General features: G+C 71.8%; 36 protein-coding genes and 2 pseudogenes. 1 reads left to right on the plus strand and 37 read right to left on the minus strand.

The window, feature by feature from the left end; genetic code table 11:
• Positions 1–57: 57 nt before the first annotated feature.
• The 37 genes and pseudogenes from H299_RS0105145 to H299_RS40215 form a co-directional block, all read right to left on the minus strand.
• Positions 58–498: a hypothetical protein gene (locus tag H299_RS0105145; RefSeq protein WP_027747539.1), complete on the minus strand. Its 441-nt coding sequence runs from the start codon at positions 496–498 to the stop codon at positions 58–60.
• Positions 495–626 carry a hypothetical protein gene (locus H299_RS40200; protein WP_486587156.1) on the minus strand — a complete coding sequence of 44 codons (132 nt, stop codon included), beginning with the start codon at positions 624–626 and terminating at the stop codon, positions 495–497. The genes H299_RS0105145 and H299_RS40200 overlap by 4 nt, the downstream gene beginning before the upstream one ends.
• Positions 620–1,072 carry a hypothetical protein gene (locus H299_RS38915; protein WP_027747540.1) on the minus strand — a complete coding sequence of 151 codons (453 nt, stop codon included), beginning with the start codon at positions 1,070–1,072 and terminating at the stop codon, positions 620–622. The genes H299_RS40200 and H299_RS38915 overlap by 7 nt, the downstream gene beginning before the upstream one ends.
• Positions 1,072–1,272: a hypothetical protein gene (locus tag H299_RS38920; RefSeq protein ID WP_027747541.1), complete on the minus strand. Its 201-nt coding sequence runs from the start codon at positions 1,270–1,272 to the stop codon at positions 1,072–1,074. Before H299_RS38920 ends, H299_RS38915 begins: the two co-directional genes overlap by 1 nt.
• 1 nt (position 1,273) lies before the next feature.
• Positions 1,274–1,729 (minus strand): hypothetical protein, encoded by a 456-nt coding sequence (locus H299_RS0105165; protein ID WP_027747542.1) that lies wholly within the window; start codon positions 1,727–1,729, stop codon positions 1,274–1,276.
• Positions 1,726–1,986, minus strand: coding sequence for a hypothetical protein (locus H299_RS0105170; protein WP_027747543.1), 261 nt, complete (start codon positions 1,984–1,986; stop codon positions 1,726–1,728). The genes H299_RS0105165 and H299_RS0105170 overlap by 4 nt, the downstream gene beginning before the upstream one ends.
• A gap of 42 nt (positions 1,987–2,028) precedes the next feature.
• The gene (locus tag H299_RS37380; protein WP_051262129.1) at positions 2,029–2,496 is read right to left on the minus strand and encodes an endonuclease VII domain-containing protein; all 468 of its coding nucleotides are present in this window, start codon (positions 2,494–2,496) and stop codon (positions 2,029–2,031) included.
• 99 nt (positions 2,497–2,595) lie between these two features.
• Positions 2,596–3,084: a hypothetical protein gene (locus H299_RS39855; RefSeq protein ID WP_037757743.1), complete on the minus strand. Its 489-nt coding sequence runs from the start codon at positions 3,082–3,084 to the stop codon at positions 2,596–2,598.
• 96 nt (positions 3,085–3,180) lie between these two features.
• Positions 3,181–3,279: pseudogene (locus H299_RS40205) on the minus strand (DUF6011 domain-containing protein); the annotation flags it as partial.
• The gene (locus tag H299_RS39490; protein ID WP_027747544.1) at positions 3,276–3,458 is read right to left on the minus strand and encodes a hypothetical protein; all 183 of its coding nucleotides are present in this window, start codon (positions 3,456–3,458) and stop codon (positions 3,276–3,278) included. The gene H299_RS39490 and the pseudogene H299_RS40205, both read right to left, overlap by 4 nt.
• Entirely contained in the window at positions 3,455–4,417 is a 963-nt protein-coding gene (locus tag H299_RS0105190) for a DNA methyltransferase (RefSeq protein WP_106965722.1), read from the minus strand. The genes H299_RS39490 and H299_RS0105190 overlap by 4 nt, the downstream gene beginning before the upstream one ends.
• Before the next feature lie 56 nt (positions 4,418–4,473).
• Entirely contained in the window at positions 4,474–4,737 is a 264-nt protein-coding gene (locus H299_RS0105195) for a hypothetical protein (protein WP_158692273.1), read from the minus strand.
• A complete protein-coding gene (locus tag H299_RS32285) occupies positions 4,734–5,597 on the minus strand; it encodes a DNA adenine methylase (RefSeq protein ID WP_051262130.1) in 864 nt (287 codons plus the stop codon). The genes H299_RS0105195 and H299_RS32285 overlap by 4 nt, the downstream gene beginning before the upstream one ends.
• Entirely contained in the window at positions 5,594–6,010 is a 417-nt protein-coding gene (locus H299_RS32290) for a DUF4326 domain-containing protein (protein ID WP_051262131.1), read from the minus strand. The genes H299_RS32285 and H299_RS32290 overlap by 4 nt, the downstream gene beginning before the upstream one ends.
• On the minus strand, positions 6,010–6,270 hold the full coding sequence (locus tag H299_RS0105210; RefSeq protein ID WP_158692274.1) for a hypothetical protein: 261 nt from the start codon (positions 6,268–6,270) through the stop codon (positions 6,010–6,012). Before H299_RS0105210 ends, H299_RS32290 begins: the two co-directional genes overlap by 1 nt.
• Positions 6,267–6,557: a hypothetical protein gene (locus tag H299_RS0105215; protein WP_027747548.1), complete on the minus strand. Its 291-nt coding sequence runs from the start codon at positions 6,555–6,557 to the stop codon at positions 6,267–6,269. The genes H299_RS0105210 and H299_RS0105215 overlap by 4 nt, the downstream gene beginning before the upstream one ends.
• On the minus strand, positions 6,554–7,402 hold the full coding sequence (locus H299_RS39495; RefSeq protein ID WP_158692275.1) for a hypothetical protein: 849 nt from the start codon (positions 7,400–7,402) through the stop codon (positions 6,554–6,556). The genes H299_RS0105215 and H299_RS39495 overlap by 4 nt, the downstream gene beginning before the upstream one ends.
• A gap of 52 nt (positions 7,403–7,454) precedes the next feature.
• Positions 7,455–8,954 carry a DUF5131 family protein gene (locus H299_RS0105225; RefSeq protein WP_027747550.1) on the minus strand — a complete coding sequence of 500 codons (1,500 nt, stop codon included), beginning with the start codon at positions 8,952–8,954 and terminating at the stop codon, positions 7,455–7,457.
• Between the two features lies 1 nt (position 8,955).
• The gene (locus tag H299_RS0105230) at positions 8,956–9,219 is read right to left on the minus strand and encodes an HNH endonuclease (protein ID WP_027747551.1); all 264 of its coding nucleotides are present in this window, start codon (positions 9,217–9,219) and stop codon (positions 8,956–8,958) included.
• Entirely contained in the window at positions 9,216–10,205 is a 990-nt protein-coding gene (locus H299_RS0105235; protein ID WP_027747552.1) for a hypothetical protein, read from the minus strand. Before H299_RS0105235 ends, H299_RS0105230 begins: the two co-directional genes overlap by 4 nt.
• A complete protein-coding gene (locus tag H299_RS32295; RefSeq protein WP_158692276.1) occupies positions 10,202–10,405 on the minus strand; it encodes a hypothetical protein in 204 nt (67 codons plus the stop codon). The genes H299_RS0105235 and H299_RS32295 overlap by 4 nt, the downstream gene beginning before the upstream one ends.
• A gap of 14 nt (positions 10,406–10,419) precedes the next feature.
• On the minus strand, positions 10,420–10,698 hold the full coding sequence (locus tag H299_RS0105245; protein ID WP_027747553.1) for a WhiB family transcriptional regulator: 279 nt from the start codon (positions 10,696–10,698) through the stop codon (positions 10,420–10,422).
• Entirely contained in the window at positions 10,695–11,270 is a 576-nt protein-coding gene (locus H299_RS32300; RefSeq protein ID WP_051262132.1) for a hypothetical protein, read from the minus strand. Before H299_RS32300 ends, H299_RS0105245 begins: the two co-directional genes overlap by 4 nt.
• Positions 11,267–11,659: a hypothetical protein gene (locus H299_RS0105255; RefSeq protein WP_027747554.1), complete on the minus strand. Its 393-nt coding sequence runs from the start codon at positions 11,657–11,659 to the stop codon at positions 11,267–11,269. Before H299_RS0105255 ends, H299_RS32300 begins: the two co-directional genes overlap by 4 nt.
• Positions 11,656–12,186, minus strand: coding sequence for a RusA family crossover junction endodeoxyribonuclease (locus H299_RS0105260; RefSeq protein ID WP_027747555.1), 531 nt, complete (start codon positions 12,184–12,186; stop codon positions 11,656–11,658). Before H299_RS0105260 ends, H299_RS0105255 begins: the two co-directional genes overlap by 4 nt.
• On the minus strand, positions 12,183–12,404 hold the full coding sequence (locus tag H299_RS0105265; protein WP_051262133.1) for a hypothetical protein: 222 nt from the start codon (positions 12,402–12,404) through the stop codon (positions 12,183–12,185). Before H299_RS0105265 ends, H299_RS0105260 begins: the two co-directional genes overlap by 4 nt.
• A 161-nt stretch (positions 12,405–12,565) precedes the next feature.
• Positions 12,566–12,895 carry a hypothetical protein gene (locus tag H299_RS0105270; RefSeq protein WP_027747557.1) on the minus strand — a complete coding sequence of 110 codons (330 nt, stop codon included), beginning with the start codon at positions 12,893–12,895 and terminating at the stop codon, positions 12,566–12,568.
• Positions 12,892–13,509: a 3'-5' exonuclease gene (locus H299_RS0105275; protein WP_027747558.1), complete on the minus strand. Its 618-nt coding sequence runs from the start codon at positions 13,507–13,509 to the stop codon at positions 12,892–12,894. Before H299_RS0105275 ends, H299_RS0105270 begins: the two co-directional genes overlap by 4 nt.
• Positions 13,506–14,357, minus strand: coding sequence for a recombinase RecT (locus H299_RS0105280; RefSeq protein WP_027747559.1), 852 nt, complete (start codon positions 14,355–14,357; stop codon positions 13,506–13,508). Before H299_RS0105280 ends, H299_RS0105275 begins: the two co-directional genes overlap by 4 nt.
• Entirely contained in the window at positions 14,354–15,268 is a 915-nt protein-coding gene (locus tag H299_RS0105285) for a lambda-exonuclease family protein (protein ID WP_051262134.1), read from the minus strand. The genes H299_RS0105280 and H299_RS0105285 overlap by 4 nt, the downstream gene beginning before the upstream one ends.
• Positions 15,265–15,897, minus strand: coding sequence for a hypothetical protein (locus H299_RS0105290; protein ID WP_027747561.1), 633 nt, complete (start codon positions 15,895–15,897; stop codon positions 15,265–15,267). The genes H299_RS0105285 and H299_RS0105290 overlap by 4 nt, the downstream gene beginning before the upstream one ends.
• Entirely contained in the window at positions 15,894–16,253 is a 360-nt protein-coding gene (locus H299_RS0105295; protein WP_027747562.1) for a hypothetical protein, read from the minus strand. Before H299_RS0105295 ends, H299_RS0105290 begins: the two co-directional genes overlap by 4 nt.
• Complete coding sequence (locus tag H299_RS0105300) at positions 16,250–16,432, minus strand: hypothetical protein (protein ID WP_027747563.1); 183 nt, start codon at positions 16,430–16,432, stop codon at positions 16,250–16,252. The genes H299_RS0105295 and H299_RS0105300 overlap by 4 nt, the downstream gene beginning before the upstream one ends.
• Positions 16,429–17,259, minus strand: coding sequence for a hypothetical protein (locus H299_RS0105305; protein WP_027747564.1), 831 nt, complete (start codon positions 17,257–17,259; stop codon positions 16,429–16,431). The genes H299_RS0105300 and H299_RS0105305 overlap by 4 nt, the downstream gene beginning before the upstream one ends.
• Complete coding sequence (locus H299_RS0105310; protein WP_027747565.1) at positions 17,256–17,678, minus strand: hypothetical protein; 423 nt, start codon at positions 17,676–17,678, stop codon at positions 17,256–17,258. The genes H299_RS0105305 and H299_RS0105310 overlap by 4 nt, the downstream gene beginning before the upstream one ends.
• A 78-nt stretch (positions 17,679–17,756) precedes the next feature.
• Positions 17,757–18,002 carry a hypothetical protein gene (locus H299_RS40210; RefSeq protein WP_037757750.1) on the minus strand — a complete coding sequence of 82 codons (246 nt, stop codon included), beginning with the start codon at positions 18,000–18,002 and terminating at the stop codon, positions 17,757–17,759.
• Positions 18,003–18,029: 27 nt separating this feature from the next.
• Positions 18,030–18,206, minus strand: a pseudogene (locus H299_RS40215) (helix-turn-helix domain-containing protein); the annotation flags it as partial.
• A 201-nt stretch (positions 18,207–18,407) separates the two neighbouring features.
• Here H299_RS40215 and H299_RS0105320 point away from each other — a divergent pair.
• Positions 18,408–18,932, plus strand: coding sequence for a helix-turn-helix domain-containing protein (locus H299_RS0105320; protein WP_158692278.1), 525 nt, complete (start codon positions 18,408–18,410; stop codon positions 18,930–18,932).
• Positions 18,933–19,308 lie beyond the last annotated feature (376 nt).

Genomic DNA, 19,308 nt, shown 5'->3' on the forward strand with positions numbered 1-19,308 from the left:
GGTGCGGGCGGTACGGGGTGCGGGGCCCGGCCGCAGGGGGACGGCCGGGCGAGGGGGTCAGCGGTGTCGGGGGGGCGGGCCCGCGGTGTCGTCTTCCCATGGGCGTATGTGGCACCAGGTCTCGCATCCGGTGGCGCGGCCAGCCGAGCAGTACCAGCAGGTGTGGGGGCAGGTGTACGGGTCGGCGCACGTGCACGGGGCGGCTGTGTGCCCGTCTGAGGCTCGAACTCCCGTCCCGGCGACCGCTGGTGTGTCCGCGCCCTTCTGGGGCGTCACAGCGCCCGTGTGGCCTGCGTGGCGGGGCGGTTGGGCGGCCCGGTGGGGCGCGTCGTTGGCGGCGGCCTTCGCGGCGAGCCGCTCCCGCTGGACACGGAGCAGCGCCTGGTGCGGCGTCTCCGGCTGGGTGAGCGCGTCGGCGGAGGCGTCCGCCCACGCGGCGAGGGCGCGCATCTGGCGGGCGGCGGCGCGCAGGTGATGCGCCTCGTACTGCTCGGTCATCTGCGCCTCCTGGTGAGCCGTTGGGTGGCGGCGCGTATGGGGTCGGGTCCGGGGGTGGCGGCGGTGTGGCCGAGGGGCAGCGCGGTGACGGTGCACACCAGCGCCACGTAGGCGAGCAGGGTCAGCACGGCGGTCTCCCCGGGCCGGTGACTTGGGCGAGGAAGTACGCCGTGCCGCTCTTGCTGCGGCAGTACGTCTCGCGGTGCCCGGCGGGGCGAGCGCAAGGCGGGTAGTTGGTGCCGCACGCGGACTCCGTTCGGCCGCACAGAGGCACTTCGCGGTCCGCCTCGGGCTGCTGGGCGCTGTCGAGGTGCCTGCGGATGCGGTCGGCGAGGGCGCATCCGGCGCACGCCAGGTCGGGGCCGAGGCGGTCGTGCGCTCCGCCGTGCCGGTGCAAGGCATCGGTGAGGCGCAGCTGCTCGGCGAGGAGTTCGCGGGCGGCGGCGAGGTGCTGCTCGAGGCGGGCGCCGTCTTGCTCGAGCGTGACGGCCACCGTGCGGGCGCGGTCCCGCTCGGCGTACAGGGCGTCGAGCTGGTCGTCAGTGATCTCGCTGGCGGTCGGGCGGTCGGCCATCACGCACTCCTCGTCTGCTGGCTGATGGGGTTGGGGCGCTTCGCGCAGGCAGCGCAGACCGCGAGGCGGGCGCCGTTGCCGACGGGCACGTCGCGCTTGCCGCAGGCGGTGGTCACGAAGTTGCTGTTCGGCACGTAGCGGCCGACATGGCGGACTCGGCCGCCGAGGAAGGCGACGCGCAGCGGGTAGGGGTCGGTCATGTCAGGCTCCGGTGGTGTCGTCGGGGCGGTGGGTGAGGTAGTGGCAGGGGCACTGCCGTGTCACGCGGGGGTCGCAGCCGTCCGTGCAGTCGGCCGGGTCCGGGGCGGTGCAGTCGCATTTCGCGTCACGGCGCCAGCGCTCCCAGACGCGGCGGTCGTAGGTCTCGGCGGGGCGGGCGGTTGGTGCCAGGACGCAGCGGCTCGGGGTGCTGGTCTGCCAGCCGGTGCCGGGCATGTCGCATGCGATGACGGCGGGGTGGCGGTCGACGTAGTCGTAGGTGGTGGCCAGGCCCTCCATGTGGGCGTCGCAGACGAGACTGAATCGGCCTGCCGGGGCGAGGAGCCAGGCGATGTGCCACTTGGCGGCGTGGTCACACCGCGGGTCGGTGGGCCAGGTGCGGCCTCCGCAGCGGAGCTCACCGGAGTAGGGAACGGTGCTGCCTGTCGGGGTCCTCATGCTGTGCCCGTGGTGTCGTCGGGGCGGGCGAGGCGGCGGAGTTCGGTGGCTACTGCCCCGGCGCCGTTGCTGGCCTCGGAGTTCGCGGCTGCGTGGTATCCGGCGGCGATCTCCTCGGCCACGTCAGCGGCGTCGTCGTTCGCGGCGGCGCGGACCTCGGCGGCCTGGGTGGCGAGCTGCGCGGTGAGGCGGGCGATCTGGCCCTGCTGGTCGAGCAGGGTCTGGGCAATCCGCGTGTGGTCGAGGTAGTTGGTCATCGGGTCCTCCGGTGGGTGTGGTGTGCTGGCGGTGGGCCCGCGCTACTGCTTCAGCAGTGGGTTGCCGGTTCCGTAGGTGGCGAGGTACTCAAGCGCCGCCTGGTGATGGTTTTCGTGAACACCGACGACGAAGTTGCAGTAGGTGCAGAGCAACGCTCGGACGACGCCGGTGGCGTGGCAGTGGTCGACGCTGAGCCGCTTGCCTGGAGCGGGGGGCTTGCGACAGATCGCGCACATGCTGTCTTGGGCATTGACCATCGCCGCGTACTGCTCGGCGGTGAGTCGGTAGTCCTCCCACAACTTCCGCTTGAGGCGTTGCTCCCGCGTTTCCCGACGCTTCTCGCGACCCTTCTGCTTGCGGTAGGCAGCGCGGCAGAGACGGCATATCGTCATGAACTTCTTGTCTCTGCCGTTCTTGTGAAATCCGGACTCGGGCTGGGACTCACCGCACCGGCGGCAGCGTTTGAGGACTTCTACGGGTTCGAGGAAATCGAACAGGGTAAGGGCCATGAGCTCTCCGGCGTGGTTGGGTTCGAGGCGTGGTCCACTCCCGGCTCGAACGGGAGTGGACCGCTTGCACATCTCGCCTCGGGGCGGGCCTGCTGCGGGTCAGCGGATGGCGCCGCGGGTGACCTTGGCGGCCAGGCGGGTCAAGTAGTCCGCGGTGGACTCCCGCGAAGTGGCGGACTCGCGGGCCTTCTTCAGCAGCCACGCGGCGAACTTCGCGTCGCGGGCCTGCGCGACCTCGGCGTCGTACGCGCCTGGCACCTCGCGGGCCTCGTCTCCGTCGCGGTGCCAGGCGGAGACGGCGGCCTGGGTAAGGACGCCAGCGCGTAGCCGGTCAATCTCGGCGAGGAGCGCGGGCACGTCCTGCCGGGCCTGGGCCATGAACTCGGCGTCGGCGACGTCGCCTTCGGTCGCAGCGATGCGGCCGATCGCTCTAAAGGCCGGACTGCTGCTCTCGCCGGCCCAGACTTGGCATGTGAAGGAGTCGGTGCACTCCACCTGCTTCCACGGGCCAGGCGTCGCCGCGGATTCACGGGCGCGGATCTCCTGTTCGCGTGCGGGTGTCAGGTGGGTGATGGGCTGGGTGGTCATCGGTGCCTCCAGGGCGAGTTGTCCGGTCACGGGTGCGGCCGGGTGTCGGGACGGGACGGCGCCGGACGGCGGCGCCGGGGGGTGAGTCTTGCGATGGCACACCCGGCCCAGCCCGCGGCGGACCGACTCCGGGTCCCGCAGCGGACGCTTGCAGGCAAGGCACTTCGGCGGCGGGTCGGGGTCGGGGGCGGTCACCGCTTGCCCTCCGCCCAGCAGGCGGGACAGATGTCCCTGCCGCCGGGCCGCAGCCGCCAGCCGTCGGAGCGTCGCAGCCTGCGGACATCGCCGACGGTGTACGCGAAGGCGTGATGCGTCTCGGCGTCACATTCCGGCCGACCGTCGCAGCGGATGACGGGGTACGAGGCGGCGGTCACGCGGGCACCTCGCCGAGGTCGAGCACGCCCTGGGCGAAGCGGTCGCGAGCGAGGTCGTGGTACTCGGCGTTCAGGTCGATGCCCACGTACTTGCGGCCGAGCTGCCGGGCCGCGGCGCCCGTGGTGCCGCTCCCGCTGAACGGGTCGGCCACGACGCCGCTCGGTCGGCAGCCGGCCTTGATGCAGCGCAGCGGAATGTCGATCGGGAACACCGCGAAGTGCGCAGCGGGATACGGGCGGGTTGCGATCTCCCAGACGTCGCCGGGGTTGCGGCCGCGGGCGTCGGGCCCGGCGTAGGCACCAGTCGCGGTGCGCCGGTGATTCAGGTCGCGAGCCCGGAACGCTCGGCTGCCTGCGCGCCGCTCGGGAGCGGTGTGCGGCTCACGGATCGCGTCGAGGTCGAACCGGTACCGCGGGCTGCGGCTGAACATGAACAGGTGCTCATGCCGACCGCTGAGCCGGTCGGTCACGGACTCCGGCATCGCGTTGGGCTTGGCCCAGATGATCTCGTTGCGGAGTATCCACCCGTCGTCCTGGAGTGCGAACGCCACCCGCCACGGGATGCCGAGCAGCTGCTTCGCTGCCAGCCCGCCGCCGGACTTGCCGCCGCTTCCGGCGGGGGTGGTGCCGTGGTTGCTGCGCCCTGCCAGCCCATCGGTCTTGGACTCGCTCCCCTTCGGCGGACAGGCGTAGCTGTCGCCCAAGTTGAGCCACAGCGTGCCGTCGTCGGCTAGCACCCGGCGCGCCTCGGCGAAGACGGTGCGCAGCTGGTCCACGTAGGCCGCGGGGGTGTCCTCCAGCCCGTACTGGCCGGGCGTGCCGTAGTCGCGGAGTCCGTAGTACGGCGGGCTGGTCACGATGCAGTCCACGCTGGCGTCGGGGAGCGTGCGCAGTACCTCCAGCGCGTCGCCGAGGAGCAGGGTCACCTGCTCGTCGCGGTAGTACGGCACGGTCGTCACTTGTCCTCCAGGGGGAGCAGGGTGAGTTGGTCGGGGTGCAGGTCGTGCGGGGGCGGTCACGCGGCGGCGTCCAGGTCCAGGACGAGCTGGTCGGCGGCGAGGTCGCGCCAGCGCGACGGCTCGTGCACGAGCGTCCACCGGTAGCCCCGCCCGCCGTCCGCGTCCGCGAGGTCCAGCCGCCACACGGTGAGGCCGCGGGCCATCGGCTGGAAGATGTACACGTGGGCGCCGATGGTGCGCTGCCACTGGCCGGGCGCGTCGTGGTAGCCGAAGCCGCGGCCGTAGAGCCGCATCCCGCCAAGCCGGGCGGGGGCGGTCACGCGGCACCCCCTGCGCGGCCGGCGACGGGGACCACGGTCAGCGGGGCCTCGCTGAAGAGGTCCAGCGCCCCCTGGCCGGCCAGGGGGCGGTTGGACCACACGACTTCGGTGCGGCTCTTCGCGCCGATGGCGTTGCCGGTCATGGTCTGCTGCTCGTATCGGTGCCAGCCGTCGTACAGCTCGGCGTACAGCGGGCTGGCGTAGCCGGAGAGCACCACCGCGGCGGCGCAGTCCCGGAGCGCGGCCGCGAGTTCACGGTGATCCGTCTCGCCGCGCATCTCGCAGCGGTAGTTCGAGTGCGGCCGCGTACTGCCGAGGTAGGGCGGGTCCACGTACAGCAGCACCTCGGGCTGCGCCCCGTACTTCCCAATGAGCGTCAGCGCGGGCAGGCACTCCAGAGACACGCCCTGGAGGCGCTCCGCAGCGGCGGCGAGCCGGTCGACGTAGGCGGCCATGTAGCCAGGCATCGAGGCTCCTGATCCGGCCGGGTCGATGTAGTGCCGCCAGCCCGTGGTGCGAAGCGTTCCGGAGCGGCCTTGCGCCAGGCGGCACCAGATCCGCCGGGCCAGCTCCAGCTCGTCAGTGGTCGGCTCGAAGGTGGCGGCCAGCTCGGTGCGTGAGTGCGGGGTCAGCGCGCAGGCGCGGACCAGGTCGTCCGGCCGGTCGCGCAGCACCCGCCACATGGTCATCAGCTCGCCGTCGAGGTCGTTGACGGTCTCCATCGCGCTGGGGCGCTTGGCCAGCAGCACGGACAGGCCACCGCAGTACGGCTCCACGTAGTGCCCGTGCGCCGGGAGCAGCCCGGCAATCCAGGACGCGATGCGGGCCTTGCTGCCGAAGTACGGCACCGGCGGCTTCACGCGGCACCGCCTGCGCGGGCCGGGCCGGAACCGGATACCGCGGCGGCGGGCCAGAGTGCGGCGGTCGGGTCTTCCCCGCGTACGACGGCGAGCAGTAGGACCCCGTGGCAGTGGTCCGGCTCGCCGGGCTCCGGTACGGCGCACCAGCAGGCAATGTCCCAGCCCGCCAGCTCGGCGCGGATCTCCTCGTCCGACGGGTACGCGACGAGGAGTTCCGGCTGCGGGAAGCTGCGGCGCGCGACGAGGAGGTTCGCCAGCAGCAGGGTGGCGCCGTACCGCTCGGCCGGGCTGGAGTCGTACGCGCGGTACGGGGTGCCGTACTTCGAGCCGCGGCCGACGTACTTCGCACCGGCGGGCATGCCGCCGCCCTTGGTGCGGGTGCGCTGGACTCGGCGTGGGGTGCGGGTGGTCATCAGGCGGCGCTCCTGGCGGTGTCGGTGTCGGCGGTCGTTGTGGCGGCTATCTGTTGTGTGGTGGGTATGGCGTGGAGGTGGCGGGGGCGGTGGGCCTCGTCGTAGACCCAGGTGCCGAGCGCGGCTGCGAGGTCGGCGGCGTGGCGCAGCTGCTCGTCGGCGGGGGTGGCGTACGTGCGGGGCGGCTGCGGTGCGGTGTACTCGCCGCCGAAGGTGCCGGTGGGCAGCTCCTCCAGCAGCAGCCGCTCCTGGGGCGTCACGACGAGGCCCTCGCGTGCGCGGCGCATTCCCAGCGGGAGCGGAGGTTGTCGCGGTAGTAGTCCATGGTGATCAGCTCGGTGGTGATCCCTTGGCGGGCGGCTTGCTCGCGGTCGCCTCGGGTGGGGTTGAAGTGCCGGTGCGCCTGGTCGGCGGTCGCGAGAGTGCGGCTGTTGACGACGGCGAGGACGACGGAGACGACGCAGCCGCAGGGCCGTCGTTCGAGCCAGCCGCAGTCGTCGAGCGGGACGGACTCGCCGTTGACGGTGACGGTCAGGGTGTTGGTCATGAGGCGCTCCGGATCTTGGCGGTGGTGGTGCCTGCGCAGCGGGCGCAGCGGTGGTCTGTGCGGCGTGGGAGGTGGCGGGTGCCGCAGTCGGGGCAGCGGGCGAAGTCGGTGACGGTGCCGAGCGGTTGAGCGGCGGGTGGCGGCGCGGTGTCGTGGTCGTCTTGTCCTGGGACTGGATGATCGTTTTGGGGTCCGGCACCCGGATCTACCTGAGGTGGGGAAGAGACCTCGGCCGCGTCATGGGGTAGTTCCTTGGCTATCCCTGGGTTGTTCGGGTCGCGGGGGCCCGAACCAATCGGGTCGCGGGGGCCCGAACTCGGTGGGGTCGCGGTCACCCGAACTTCGTCGTCCGTACCGCCGGTAAGTTCGGGTCGCGGGGGCCCGAACTGGTTCGGGTCGCGGTCACCCGAACTTTCTTCGTTGTCCTGCCACGGCGCGGGGCTCTTTCCTGACTTCCTCGGGGCTGCCGCCAACACCGCCTCACCCGCTGCCCAGTCCGGCCACGGCGTGAGTACGAGGACGTACAGCGTCGCCTTCCCGCGCTTCTGCTCGCCCTTCACCGCGACGACACCAGCGGCGATCGCAGCCCGCAGATAGCGGCGGGTGTCCTTCTCGCTCGCGCCGGCCGCCCGTGCGATGTCCTGGATGCGGATCGGTTTCCGGTCGCCGGAGAACCGCAGCTCCCCCGAGGCGTTGGCCATGGCGCGGAGGGCGTAGAGCAGGGTCAGGATGCTGCGGCGCAGCCTGGTCGGCATGGCGGGCGCCCACTTCCACGCGAGTGCGTTCCCGAACGCGTTGGGGACGCTCCCGGGAGCCCTGCCGTCCTGACCCTGCTCTGTGCTCAACTCGACCTCGGATCGTGCGTGCGTACGGGGGGGCAATGCCGGGATGGTGGTGCTACTCGCGCTGCCTATCGAGCAGCGGGTACTCGTCCGGGAACTGCATGCCGGGGCGGCCGTTGACGAGGTTCGGCTTCAGGTGCACGCGGCAGCCGGCCTCGCGGGCCTGGATGACGATGCGGGCGACCCAGTCGAAGGGCGGAGCGAACGCGGGCACGACACCGCCGGGCTGCCGCGTCTCGGTCTGCGCGCCGATGACGACCCAGTCGAAGACGGACAGGTCGGTGAACTCCAGCGGCTCCTTGAGGGGCTCCAGCGACAGCCACTTGACCGCAGGACCGTCGATCTCCCGGAAGGCGTTCTCGGCGATGCGTACGCGCTTCTGCTCGTCCACGCTGGTGCCCACCCAGGCGCCCGGCGGCATGTCCAACCCGACGTAGCGGGCCGGGAACTTGGTGAGGGTGATGTACTGCCAGGCCGGGTTGGCGCACATGGAGGCGTGGACGGCCTGGATCCACTCGTCGGGGACCCAGCGTCCGTAGAGGTCGGCCATGGAGCAGACGAAGACGCGGCGGTAGGCGCACACCTTGCATTCGCCGTCGGCGCATCCGGGGTGCTGGTCGTCGCGGTACGCGGCCGGGATGACGGTGTTCGCCGGGGCGTCGAGGCGCTCGTGGTGGTAGAGCGGGGTGAAGCCGGTCGGGTAGGCGCCGGCGTACCGCTCGTCGGTGGCGATGGCGCGGGCGTAGCAGTAGTTGCAGCCGTGGAGGCAGCCGGTGACGGGGTTCCAGGACCAGGCGGCCCAGGAGATGCCGGTGCCGCGGGACTCGTTGAATGTGGCCTTGGCGGCGGGCTGCGGGTAGTTCACCGGCTCGCCGGTGTGGGTGCGCAAGGTGAGCGTGACCGGGCTGGGCTTCGGCGCGGGCTCGGGCTTGGGCAGGGCGGCTATGCGCTGCTTCCGCTGCCGGTCCGCCGCGTCCAACGCCAGAGCACCCGCACGAACCTGGGCGGCGAGATCCGGCGAGTCCCGCACGACGGCCTTCGCCTGCTGCACCGCCCGACCCGACGCGCCGACAGCGCGCGCGGCCATAGTGGTCGACTCCCGCTCGCGGCGGTCCGGTCCAGCTTCCCGCAGATCTGCGGGAACCGTCGAGCTTGTGACCTGCGCATTCACCTTCTCTGCGGTCTGACGGCCAGCCGCTCGCTGCGCTTCCTTCGCTGCCGCCGAGTAGTGCCGCTCGTACTCCAGTGCCATCAGCGCTTTCTGTCCGGCGTTGAGCTGGCGGCGGGCGAGGTTCTTCGACACGATCAGGTCGAGGACCATCGCCTCGGTGTAGCGCTCCGGCAGGGCTTCGAACACCGGGTCCGCTCCGGCTGCTTCGCACGCCCGGTACCGGTTGCGGCCGTCGATCAGGACCGTCCGGTCGTGGTTGAGGGCGATCGGCTCGCGCAGGCCGTTGCGCTTGACGTCGCGGACGAGTTCTTCGAATTCCTCGCCGTCGATCAGCGGGAAGGCGTCAGCGAACGGGTGCACCTCGTAGGGCCCGAGCTTCGCCATGTCAGTTCTCCTTGCCGTGGATCTTGCAGTGGCAGCGGTGGCACACCGCCGCAAGGTTTTCCGGGACGTCGAACGCGCCCCAGGGCGGATAGCGCCAGTGGTGCGGTTCTGTCGGCGGGCGCACTCCGCAGTGCTCGCAACGGCCACCGGCCCGCTCGAACACCGCGCGCCGCACCGTGAGGAACCGCGGGTGCCGCAGGTACTCGGCGTAGGTGCGGTACGGCTGGTCGACGCCGGGGCGGGGTGGCGCGTAGTGGCGGGTCACGCCGCGGCGTCCAGGTCGAACAGCGTCAGGTCCCCACCGGAGTCGGGCAGGGCATCGGCGGTCGGCGCGACGGGGCGCGGGATCATCGCGAGCCGCTGGTCGCTGCTCGCCGCCATCCATTCGCGTTCCCGGCCACTGATCTGCTTCAGCTCCGACTTCTGCAAGAAGAGCCGCAGGAGAAGGTCGTCGAACTCGCCGCAGTCCTGCCGCCACCAAGCAATGCTCACGGACCGGTTGCAGCCCTTCGCGCTTTTCCGGGCCGCGTGGTCGGTCTTGTGCCGCCACTTCTCGGCTGTCGCCACGAGATACGCCCACTGCGCTTCGTCCTGGTCGAGCGCGGCGAGTGACAAGTCGCGGTACTCGGGCAGTGCGTACTGCTGTTCCCGCACAGTGGAGAACCACTTGATGCGGACGTCGATGCTGTTCCGCTTCAGGCCGGCCGGGTTGCACCCCATGGTGGACAGGCAGCGGAACAGCCTTGCCCTGGAAGCAATCTCCGCCGCGAAGGTGGAACGCATCGCCCACTCAGTGATCGCGTTCGGGTCGTTGACGACGAATACGGCGGTGTCTCGGCCGATGTCGGTGACGTCGGCGTCCGCGCCGCTGCCGAACTGGGCGACGACGGTGGACTTGCTGACCGGGTGGGCCCACGTCTCGGAACCAACTGCGAGGTAGCCGAGACCCGGCAGGTTCGCGTCGAGATTCCCGAGGAGCCGGTCGTAGTTGGCCACGGCGATTTCGTGGAGGCGAACGCTCACCGGTATGCGGCAGGTCGCCGCGTAGTAGGAGAGGATGCCCGGCGAGCAGGCGCGGTACCAGGTCTCGCCCTCAACGGGAGCGGCGTCACCCGCGGTGAGGTCGTACCAGATCCCGCGGCGAACGCCGAGGCGCGGGATGACCCCGGCCTCCTGGCCGACGATGCTCCGCAGGTAGTCGTGTTTGATGGGTGTGCGCCAGCTGCGGCCGACGTCCATGTGCTTGGTCACGGGATGTCCTTCCGGTGGGTGCAGGTGGCCGCGTGGGTGCGGCGGATGGTGGTGACGAAGGCGGCCACTGCGTCCCCGCTGGCCGAGTCCGCCCAGCCGCAGCGCAAGCAGAGGTAGTCGGCGGCGGGGTACCGCACCCAGCTGGCGCCGCCGCGGGACTGCTGGCCGCAGTCGACCCGCAGCCACGCCGTGACGGTCACGGCACCCCGCCGCGTCACGCGGCGGCCCTGGTTTCGGCGCGGCGGGTGCGCCGGTAGAGCAGGGAGCGCTCGTCCTCCGTGAGGCCGCCGCGTACGCCCCACCTCGACTCGGCGCGCTGACCGCCCTCGTCCCGCATCGCCTCGGCGAGGCAGGCGGCGCGGACACGGATCGGGCAGGCCGCGCACACTTCGCGGGCCTCCCGGATACCGGATGCGTCGGCGGGCGAGGGGTACATCGCGTCCGGGTCGATGTCCGGCCAGGCGCAGCGCTCCTCAGCGCGCCAGGCGGTCATGACGCACCGCCCGTCGCCGGCTGAGGCGCCTTCCGCTTCCGCTGGCGGTTGCACGCCTTGCAGTAGGTGGTGCCGTCCGGCGCGTACCGGCCGTGGACGTCCTGGTCGTGCCCGTGGGCGCACTCCTCGGCCCGCTTCTGGCCGCCCGTGAGGTACCGCAGCTGCTCCCTGGTGCGGAGTCGGGCGGCGGTGTCGTCCACGTGCTCGGGGGCGACGCAGTGGGGGATGCCGCACTCGGCGCGGGCGTATCCGACTGGGTCTCGGCCGGTGCGGATGCGGAACGCGATCCGGGCCGCGGTGAACTTTTCCTCCCGGTAGCTCAGGATCGGCGTGTGGCTGACGGGCTGTCGCTGGCCCAGCCATTCCAGGTGCCCGCCCCTGACGGGCCGTGTCAGCGTCCGCCACCTCTGCTCCAGCGTCAGCGGCTGCGGGGACACGTTCGGGATGCCCAGGTCGCGGCGGATGCGGGCCACGCGGTGCCGGTCGCAGCGCAGCCGCTGGCTGATGGCGGTGTTGGTCAGGCCCTGATGCAGCAGGACAGCGATCTCGGCCTCGGTCGCGTTCTGATTCACCGCCGCACCTCCTCATGGTCGGGCAGCACGAACAGCGCGTCCGGCCCTTCGGGCCCGGGCAGGCTCACCGCGGCCACAGGCTGGGCCGGGGCAGACAGCGGCGCCGTCTCACCCCGTTCGACCTCGGCCATGTCCGCTTCTTCGGCGAGCCACGCCAGCCCGGCCGGGGAAGACTTCCACTCATCGAGTCGCCTCCGGCCTTCCTCTGTGAGGACGAGGCCGTCGCAGCCGTACGCGAGGAGTCCGCACCAGCGGCCGGTCACAGCGTTGTTGGACACGCCGTGGACCCGGTAGCTCTCGAAGTCGTATGTCAGGGTTCCGGCCTCGGCCATCAGGAGGTAGCCCAGGTGGTACCAGGTGAGGCGCTCGGGAGGCTGCTGGTACTTCACGCGGCATCGCCTCCGATGCGCCAGATGCGGATGACCGCGCCGGGCCCCGAGCGCAGCACGTCGCTCGCGTCGTCTCCGACGTAGTGCTTAGCGAGGCGGCGGTACTCCACCACGCGGGCGTCGTCCTTCCACGCCCCGGCGTCGGTGAGCGCGTCCTCGGTCGACCGCAGCAGCTTCGAGAGGTCCGGCATCGAGGCGGGCCGCCACATCAAGGTCTTGGACCAGCGGACTCCGGCCGGCCACCAACTCGGCTTACTCGTCGGGCGGTGCCTGATGGTGAAGGTGACGGCGACGGAGAGGGGGCCGTCCAGGGGCTGCCATGTCTCGTCGCCGGTGTGCATGGCCTGGAGCGCGGCCGTTTTGACGTCCTGCCGCCAGGGCTTGACCTTCTTGGAGGACTCGACCATCACCCCGCGGCCGACGTGGCGTTTGCTGCCTTGGGGGCCGGGGGTGCCGTGGACGGTGATGGTGAGGGCGGGGGCCGCCCCCGCCGTGGTGGCGGGGGCGGCAATCTGCGGGGTGGTCACCGGATATCTCCCGCCGGGCGCAGCTCGGCGAGGGCCTGCCCGTACAGGGCGCAGAAGCCCGTGCAGTACCAGCGGGCGGGCTCACGGGAGCTGGTGATGTGTACCCGGGTCATCCGGGTGGGGGTGCGGCGGCCGGGGGTGACCACGATGCCGCACCGCTCGGCCGTGCACGTTCCGGGGCGGGTGACTTCCCGGCCCGGCGCGGAGGGCCCGGTCATGCCCCGGTTCCACTCCTGGCGCGTCTGCGGGGCGGTCACCGTGCACTGCCTGCGTACGGGCGGGGGCGCGGGAGGGGGCGGCCGGTGCCGCACGTGCACGTCTCCATGTCCCCGCCGCAGGGGCACCGCGGGGCGGTGGTCTCGGGCTGCTCAGACATGGGTCAGTCCTCCGTGGTGGTGGTGAGGTGGGTGACGGCGCCGCACAGGGCGCACGTGTACTCGCCGTCGCCGGACGGCTCGTGCGGGGCCTCGGAGGGGCCGCGGTCAGCGCAGGGCATCCACGCCACGTCAGCCGCCTCGAGGGCGGCGGCGTCCGCGTACGCACGCTCGCGAAGCGCCGCGATGACCTCGTCCTCGGTCAGCCAGCGGGCGACCCGCGGCCGGTCGAGGTGATGGAGGCGGCGGCGCAGCCGGGCCGCGCGGGCCCAGGCGCCGGCGGCGGCGAGCGACGCGCCCAGCCACAAGGCGGCCACGTACAGGGCGGTCGTCACGTCGTCACCTCGCCCGGCCCGCGGGTGACCGCGTCGTACACGTCGCGGGCCCAGCGGGCGTCACCCATCGCGGTGTGCGCCACACCCCAGCCCGGCGGCTCGACACCCACCGCGCGGGACACGCCGTGCGAGGAGTACGGCACAGCCGGCGCCGGTTTCCTGCCGGGGTCCTGGGCGCCATCGCGGGCGCCGTGCATGTACCCGGCCGCCAGCGTCGTCACGTCGACCGTCCGGTAGTGCCAGGGCGGCTGCATGCCGCTGGCGCGCAGGATCTTGGCGAGGAACGCAGCGTCGAAAGCGGGATTCGAGCCGATCAGGATCGCGTCCTCCAGCGCGAGGCGGATCTCACCGGCGAGTTCGTACGGCCCCAGCGCGCCAGGGGGCGAGCACGTCATGTCCGCAGCCGGGTAGGGGCCCTGGACGGCGTGCCGCTGGTAGTAGCCGCCGATGGTCAGGGCTTCGGGCTGGGCGAAGTGCAGCGGCACGCGGGCCTGCCACAGGTACTCGCGCTCGGTGCCGTCCGCTTCGCGGCGGATGACGGCGATCTCCCACGCGTCGTGCAGGCGCGGGTCCAGGCCGGTGGTCTCGGTGTCGGTGAAGGCGAGCGCGGTCACTGGGCACCGCCCGAGCCAGGCTGAGCAGCGGCCGGCCAGCCGGCCGCGGGCTCGTCCACGAACTCCGCGTCGATCGGACCCTCGTCGTCGGCGAGTTCCACGGGCTGCGGCGGCATCGGCGCGTCCGCGGCGGCCAGCTCGCCCGCGACTTCCGCCGCAGCACGCAGCTGTTCCCGACGGAACTCCGCGCTCGTGGGAACCCACTTCGTGAGCCTGCGCACGGCGGTCTTGAGCCACATCGCCTCCTCGTTCGTGTTCCACGGGGAGTACTCCGAATTGCGGCCATCCGACTTGGCCTTGGCCTCCATCACCTGCTGGCGGTTGAGGATGACCACCTTGGAGGTGGCGCCGTCCTTCATGACCGCGTACGCGTACACGCCGACCAGGTCACCGCGGTCCCCGCCGAACCAGTCGACATCGTGGACGGGCCGGTCGTCCTGGCCCAGGACGTACCGGAAGGAGTCACGCTCGCGGACGGATTCCACGATCACGCTGGAGACGGCCCCAGCCCGGTAGATCAGCTCGATGAACCCCTGGTAGCCGACGATGCCCTTGACGACCATCCGCCCCTTGACCTTGCGGGGGGTCAGGTAGAACTGCTCAGTGCCCGGCTCCAGCCCGAGGCGGGCGGCGGTGCGCAGCTCGCGGAGGAACGTGCCGATGTCGTTGGTGGCGGCCTGGACGAGCTTGACGTCGCCGCGGATCGCGCCGACCGCCAGGCGCACCCACTGGTCGGGATTGATGTGGGAGGGCATCAGGGCGGCGTACTCGTCGCGGTACTGCTCGACCATGGCGGCCGGGCCGGTGTCGCGGACGGCGACAGCGGCGGTCACGGTGTTCTCGGTCATCGGGCGTTCCTTCGGGTGCGGGCGGGCAGGAGCTGGTAGGTGCGTCCTCCGCGGACGGTGCGGGTGGCGATCCGGTCGCCTTCGTAGGTGGCGCGGCGGCCGGTGCCGATCGCGTCCAGCAGCAGGGACTTGCAGGCGGTGAGTTCGTCCTCGGCCGCCCACGCGCCGTCTTGCGCGGCGTGGAAGCGGCCCCGCAGCTGCTCGGGGATGGGCACGTCGACGTCGTCCATGCCGTCCGGGATGGCCTTGACGGCCTGGTAGGTGGCGGTGTGGCCGTCGATCGGCGGCGGCGTACCGGCGGCCAGGGACGCCATGAACGCGGCGCCGCGGGTGAGCATCAGCTCGGTGTCGGCCTGGTCCGGCTCGATGACGTACTCGCGGTACTCGCACCCGGCGATCAGCACCGCCACATGGGCCCGTCGGGCGCCGAGTGCTGCGCAGTACCAGCGGACCTGCGCCCGGTAGTGCACCGGGATGTCATCGGTACCGGGCTCGCCCCAGCCCTCGTCATCCCGGCTGGTCTTGGCTTCCACGATCTCGACCGCGCCGTCTGCGGCGACGGCGAGCCGGTCGGGGTTGGCGATGTGCCAGGGGCGGCCGGCGGCGGCGTAGGTGGGCGCCGGGTGCAGCACCACCTCGGGGTGCCGCCGGGCGAACTCGTCGCAGATGGTGGGCTCGTGGCGCTTCCCCCAGTACATGACCTCCGTCTCCTCCGGCGGCGGCACCGTGCCGCGCTTGCGGTGCCACAGCGAGAACGGGGACTCGTAGGGGGAGAGGCCGAGGACGGCGGCGATCTCGCTCCCGCCGATCCCCGCCGCTCGGGCCGCGTGCCACTCCGGCGACCCGGGCTCGAACCAGCCGACGACGGCGGCCGGGGCCGAAGCGGCCCCGGCCAGCACGGTGGTGGTCATCGACTCAGCTCCCCGCCGTGCTCAGCGATCAGGGACCGCAGCAGGTGAGACGGCACGGACCGGTAGTCGCCCGACCCCTCGGGGTCGGCGTACGGAGCCCACGACGCGGGCGGGATCACGTACGTGCCCAGCAGGACGTCGAACCAGTTGAACTGGCCATCGGCCGGGTGCTCACCGTCAGGGCAGGGCATGGACGTCACCGACATCCAGTACTTGCTGCGTCCGGGGCCGTCCCCGTCGGCGAGGTGGATCATGCGCGGGTAGATGCCAGTCCCGTCCAGGACCAGGCGATCGAGGAGTGTCATGCTCATGCGCTGCCTCCGGTACGTGCTGCGCGGCGGGCGCGCATGCGGGTGAGGATCTGGGGCTGGGTGGGCTTGGCCCAGCGGTGCCAGCGGGCCATGGGCGTCTTCTGGGCGTGGCCTCGGGCGGGCGGTGTAGTAGCGGCGCCCGTGGGCGTCGTGCAGCGTGAGGGCGCCCCGTCGGGCGAGCGTCTTGAGGTCGCCGCGCGCGGTGGCGCGGCCGGGGGCGGCTCCGGTGGTCCGGTAGAGCCGCATGACGCGGCCGGTGGTCCACTGCCCGCCGGCGCGGGCGACCTCGTGCCGCAGCAGGTCGAGGCGGGCGGTCACTGGCTACCGCCTTCGGTGGCGATCCCGGTGAGCCAGTCGTCGCCGGTGAGGTACTCAGGGCGGCACGCCGCCCACAGGGCGATGGCCGCGGCCAGGTCCCGGCGAGAGAACTCGTCCAGCCCCCGCTGGCTGATGTGGTGCCGCCACGAGGCGCGGCAGGCGGTGTAGGCGCGGTAGGAGACGTCGTAGCCCGCGCCGGGGTCGACGTCAGCGGCGGGCACACCGCGGGCCAGGCACACGGCGGCCCGCGCGTCAGCGAGCGCGGTGTCCCGGTCAGCGGCGGTGGCGGCGTCGTGGGCGGGCCACAGGAGGAGGATGTCGGCCATGCGCTGCGCGGCGCGCTGGGCGGGCGTCATCGGGGGTCTCCCGAGCGGTGCCGGGCGGGGTTGTCGCGCCGGTCGGCGCGGCGGTGGCGCCAGTCGCCGATCAGGTCACCCGCGGTCGGCACCGCGACGAAGACGAGCGCAACGGTGCCGCCGAACAGGGCGATGGAGGCGAGGACGGTCCAGAGGATGTCCCAGATGGATTGCGTCACGACGCACCGCCCGTCGTCTCGTCGCGCGCGGCCTGGTCCTCGGCAGCGCGCTGCCGGGCGAGCGTCGGGCAGGACGGGCACGACTCGCAGCACGGCCCGCAGTCCTCCGGGTCACAGCAGCCGTCCGCCCGGTGCAGGTGACAGCACACGGCCGCGCCCTCGCCCAGCTCGTACGGCACCGGCCCGGCCAGGTCGGCGCGGAGTGCGGCGGCCCGCTCCGGGTCCAGCTCCAGCACGTACGGCCCGCCGGACGGGCCGGACAGCAGCACCGTCACCGAGTCGTCGTCGCCCCACTCGATGTCCTGCGGCGACCAGCGCAGCTCCAGCGGCGGCACGTCTCCGGTGTCCTGCTCGGCGTCGTCGGCCATGCCGTACAGCGCCTGGGCTGCCTGCGCGGCAGCCCACTCGCGGTCCTCGGCCAGGTCACCGCCCCTGGAGCGGAGTTCCTCGGCTACCTCACCGACCGCAGTGCCAGCCTCGCGCAGCACCTCGGCGCGGCGGGGGCGGGCGGCCAGCTCGGCGCGCAGCCGGTCGATCTCGGCGAGCAGCTCCGGGACGTCCTCGTGCGTCTCGGTGCCCCGCGCCAGCGCTGCGAACACCCGCACGTACGGGTATACGGGGTGGCCCGGCAGCAACGCGCGGCCCCGCTCCTCGATCGCGGCAGCGACCTGCTCCCGCGTATCGCGCTCCAGCGCGGCGGCACCCTCCGGTGTCTGGTGCATTCCGGCCGCGTCGACCGCGAACGCGATGCCCATCGGCGTCCGATCCTGCGCCAGCGCCCGGTGGATCACGCCTGCCAGCGCGTTCAGCGCCCTCGCGGTACTCACGCCGTCACCCCGAGGTCAGCCGTGCGGCACACCGAGTCCCGATCCAGGTCCACCAGCTGGTGGTGCTGCTCAGCCGCACGGCCCTCACTCAGGTACGCGTCCGACACCGCCAGCGGGATGATCGCGGTCACCTCGATGCGCACATCCCGCCACACCGTGGTCAGCACGTGGCTGCGGTACCGCTCGCCGCCGTGCTCGTAGTCGCGTCCACGCGGCCGGATGCAGCCGCCGAGGGCATGGGCGTAGGCGCCCAGCGCCTCGAAGTTGGCGTACGCGCCCTGGAGCCAGCCGCGCAGGACGGGCCGCTCCTGGTCGATGCTCCAGCTCGCGGGGAACCGGCCGGCGAGATCAGGCTGAGAGGTGAGGAGTTGCACCAGCGCGGTGGCCGGGGCGGTCTGCGGGATAACCTTGGCGGTCATGGCCCGTCCTTTCGAGGTTGTGGGTGGGTCAGGGGTCGCTCGGGGATCAGCCGGGCGGCCCCGCTTGTACGTGGGGGGTCAGGCGCTGATTGGCTGCACCGCACCGAGCACCGAGTTGAGGCGGATGTCCTCGGCGGTGAATGTGATCCGGCCACCGTCGTTGTGGTGGTGCACCTCACGTCGGTACGCCTTGATCTTCAGAACGCGCGGGCTGCCGTACGGCATCAGCCGCTTCTCGACGACTTCCTCGGGGGTGTAGCGCCGCAGCTCGGACTCGCTGGTGGGGTCCGGGGCGGGGGGCTTGTGCGTGGCCGTGGTGGACACGTCTTCTCCTCGGGTGATGTCTGCGGGCGGCACCCCCAGCGCCTCCGCGATGCGGAGAAGCCTGTCGGCGGATGGTTCCTTGATCAGTCCCCGCTCCAGGCGAGACAGGTATCCGTGATCAAGTCCGGTGAGCTGCGAAAGGCCACGGATGCTCAGTCTCTGGACCTTCCGGTGGGCTCGAATGGCGGTGCCGTTTGGTGTCACGTTCAGAGACTAGGCATTCAGGGTGCACGATGGCAAGTGTCTGTGCTCAGTTTACGTACAGAGAATGCACATGGTGACGCGTGTAGTGCACTCGGGGCGCACTCTGCGTTCGTCGCGTGCAACCCGTGCGCTGCGAATGCGCTGCTCACTAGGCGAGATGTGGCCTGCCGTGGTGCATTCGGATGCGGCATGATGTGCCGCATGACCCGAGACTGGGCGCGACTGGGCGCACAACTGAAGGCGGCGAGTAGGCATCGCGGCCTTCAGCAGCAGGATGTTGCCCAAGCCGTAGGTGTGGGGCGTGGGGCGATTCGCAACATCGAGCAGGGCAGCGTCGCGAAGATGACGCTGACGATCAGGGAGTACGCACGCCTCGTCGGCTGGACTGATGACTCGCCCGAGGTTGTACTTGCAGGCGGCGAGCCGACCATGCGCGGCGAGCCGCCCTCAGGCGCCGACACCCAGATTCCGCCTGCGGGGGCGTTCTCGCCCGACGCGGATGACCTGTCACTCGCAGTGAGGCACGCGCTCGGTGAAGGGCCGCTGCTGGACTCGAAAGTGATCACCGTGCCGACCGCTGGCGGCGCCCTCACCGCCACCATCGTCGTACGCGGCCAGCCGGACGCGAGTGACGAGGACCTGCACCGTGCGCTGCGGGAATGGCGCGACCGAGAGCCAGACCTGCGACGTCTGGAAGATGACGACACGTCAACTCCCGGGCAGTAGTACAGGGTTCAGATTCTTTGCCCCCATACCTACACAACCCGTCACTCATATGGTCTGATGTGATTTCTCAGAGTGAGGGGACCACCGCTAGGTCTGGGGGATCTATGCGGACACTCCACCGGGCCCGCGTCCACCGCGTCCAGGGCATGCCGCACGGCGTGCGCATGTGGATCGAGCCCACCGGACCCAACCGGGCCGACGTGTACCTCTGCGCCGACACGTTCACCGAAGAGGAGGCCCACAGATTGGAAGTACAGCTCAACGACGAGACAGGGGGACATGGGGATGGACTCCCCAGCAGGTGACTTAGCTGAGACGCTGCGTCCCCCCCACCACCCCGGATCTCACCGGGGTGCCGCGCAGCTCTCCACGGATG

This window comes from Streptomyces sp. CNH287 (genome assembly GCF_000424825.1).

Bases quoted from the DNA above. Each gene is read 5' to 3' on its own strand.
- H299_RS0105320 (WP_158692278.1), top strand. From the start codon at position 18,408: ATGACCCGAGACTGGGCGCGACTGGGCGCACAACTGAAGGCGGCGAGT.
- H299_RS0105165 (WP_027747542.1), bottom strand. From the start codon at position 1,729: ATGAGGACCCCGACAGGCAGCACCGTTCCCTACTCCGGTGAGCTCCGC.
- H299_RS32290 (WP_051262131.1), bottom strand. From the start codon at position 6,010: ATGACCACCCGCACCCCACGCCGAGTCCAGCGCACCCGCACCAAGGGC.
- H299_RS0105310 (WP_027747565.1), bottom strand. From the start codon at position 17,678: ATGACCGCCAAGGTTATCCCGCAGACCGCCCCGGCCACCGCGCTGGTG.
- H299_RS37380 (WP_051262129.1), bottom strand. From the start codon at position 2,496: ATGGCCCTTACCCTGTTCGATTTCCTCGAACCCGTAGAAGTCCTCAAA.
- H299_RS0105280 (WP_027747559.1), bottom strand. From the start codon at position 14,357: ATGACCGAGAACACCGTGACCGCCGCTGTCGCCGTCCGCGACACCGGC.
- H299_RS39855 (WP_037757743.1), bottom strand. From the start codon at position 3,084: ATGACCACCCAGCCCATCACCCACCTGACACCCGCACGCGAACAGGAG.
- H299_RS0105215 (WP_027747548.1), bottom strand. From the start codon at position 6,557: ATGACCAACACCCTGACCGTCACCGTCAACGGCGAGTCCGTCCCGCTC.
- H299_RS38915 (WP_027747540.1), bottom strand. From the start codon at position 1,072: ATGGCCGACCGCCCGACCGCCAGCGAGATCACTGACGACCAGCTCGAC.
- H299_RS0105295 (WP_027747562.1), bottom strand. From the start codon at position 16,253: ATGACGCCCGCCCAGCGCGCCGCGCAGCGCATGGCCGACATCCTCCTC.
- H299_RS38920 (WP_027747541.1), bottom strand. From the start codon at position 1,272: ATGACCGACCCCTACCCGCTGCGCGTCGCCTTCCTCGGCGGCCGAGTC.
- H299_RS0105265 (WP_051262133.1), bottom strand. From the start codon at position 12,404: ATGACCGGGCCCTCCGCGCCGGGCCGGGAAGTCACCCGCCCCGGAACG.
- H299_RS0105145 (WP_027747539.1), bottom strand. From the start codon at position 498: ATGACCGAGCAGTACGAGGCGCATCACCTGCGCGCCGCCGCCCGCCAG.
- H299_RS0105285 (WP_051262134.1), bottom strand. From the start codon at position 15,268: ATGACCACCACCGTGCTGGCCGGGGCCGCTTCGGCCCCGGCCGCCGTC.
- H299_RS0105170 (WP_027747543.1), bottom strand. From the start codon at position 1,986: ATGACCAACTACCTCGACCACACGCGGATTGCCCAGACCCTGCTCGAC.
- H299_RS0105245 (WP_027747553.1), bottom strand. From the start codon at position 10,698: ATGACCGCCTGGCGCGCTGAGGAGCGCTGCGCCTGGCCGGACATCGAC.
- H299_RS0105225 (WP_027747550.1), bottom strand. From the start codon at position 8,954: ATGGCGAAGCTCGGGCCCTACGAGGTGCACCCGTTCGCTGACGCCTTC.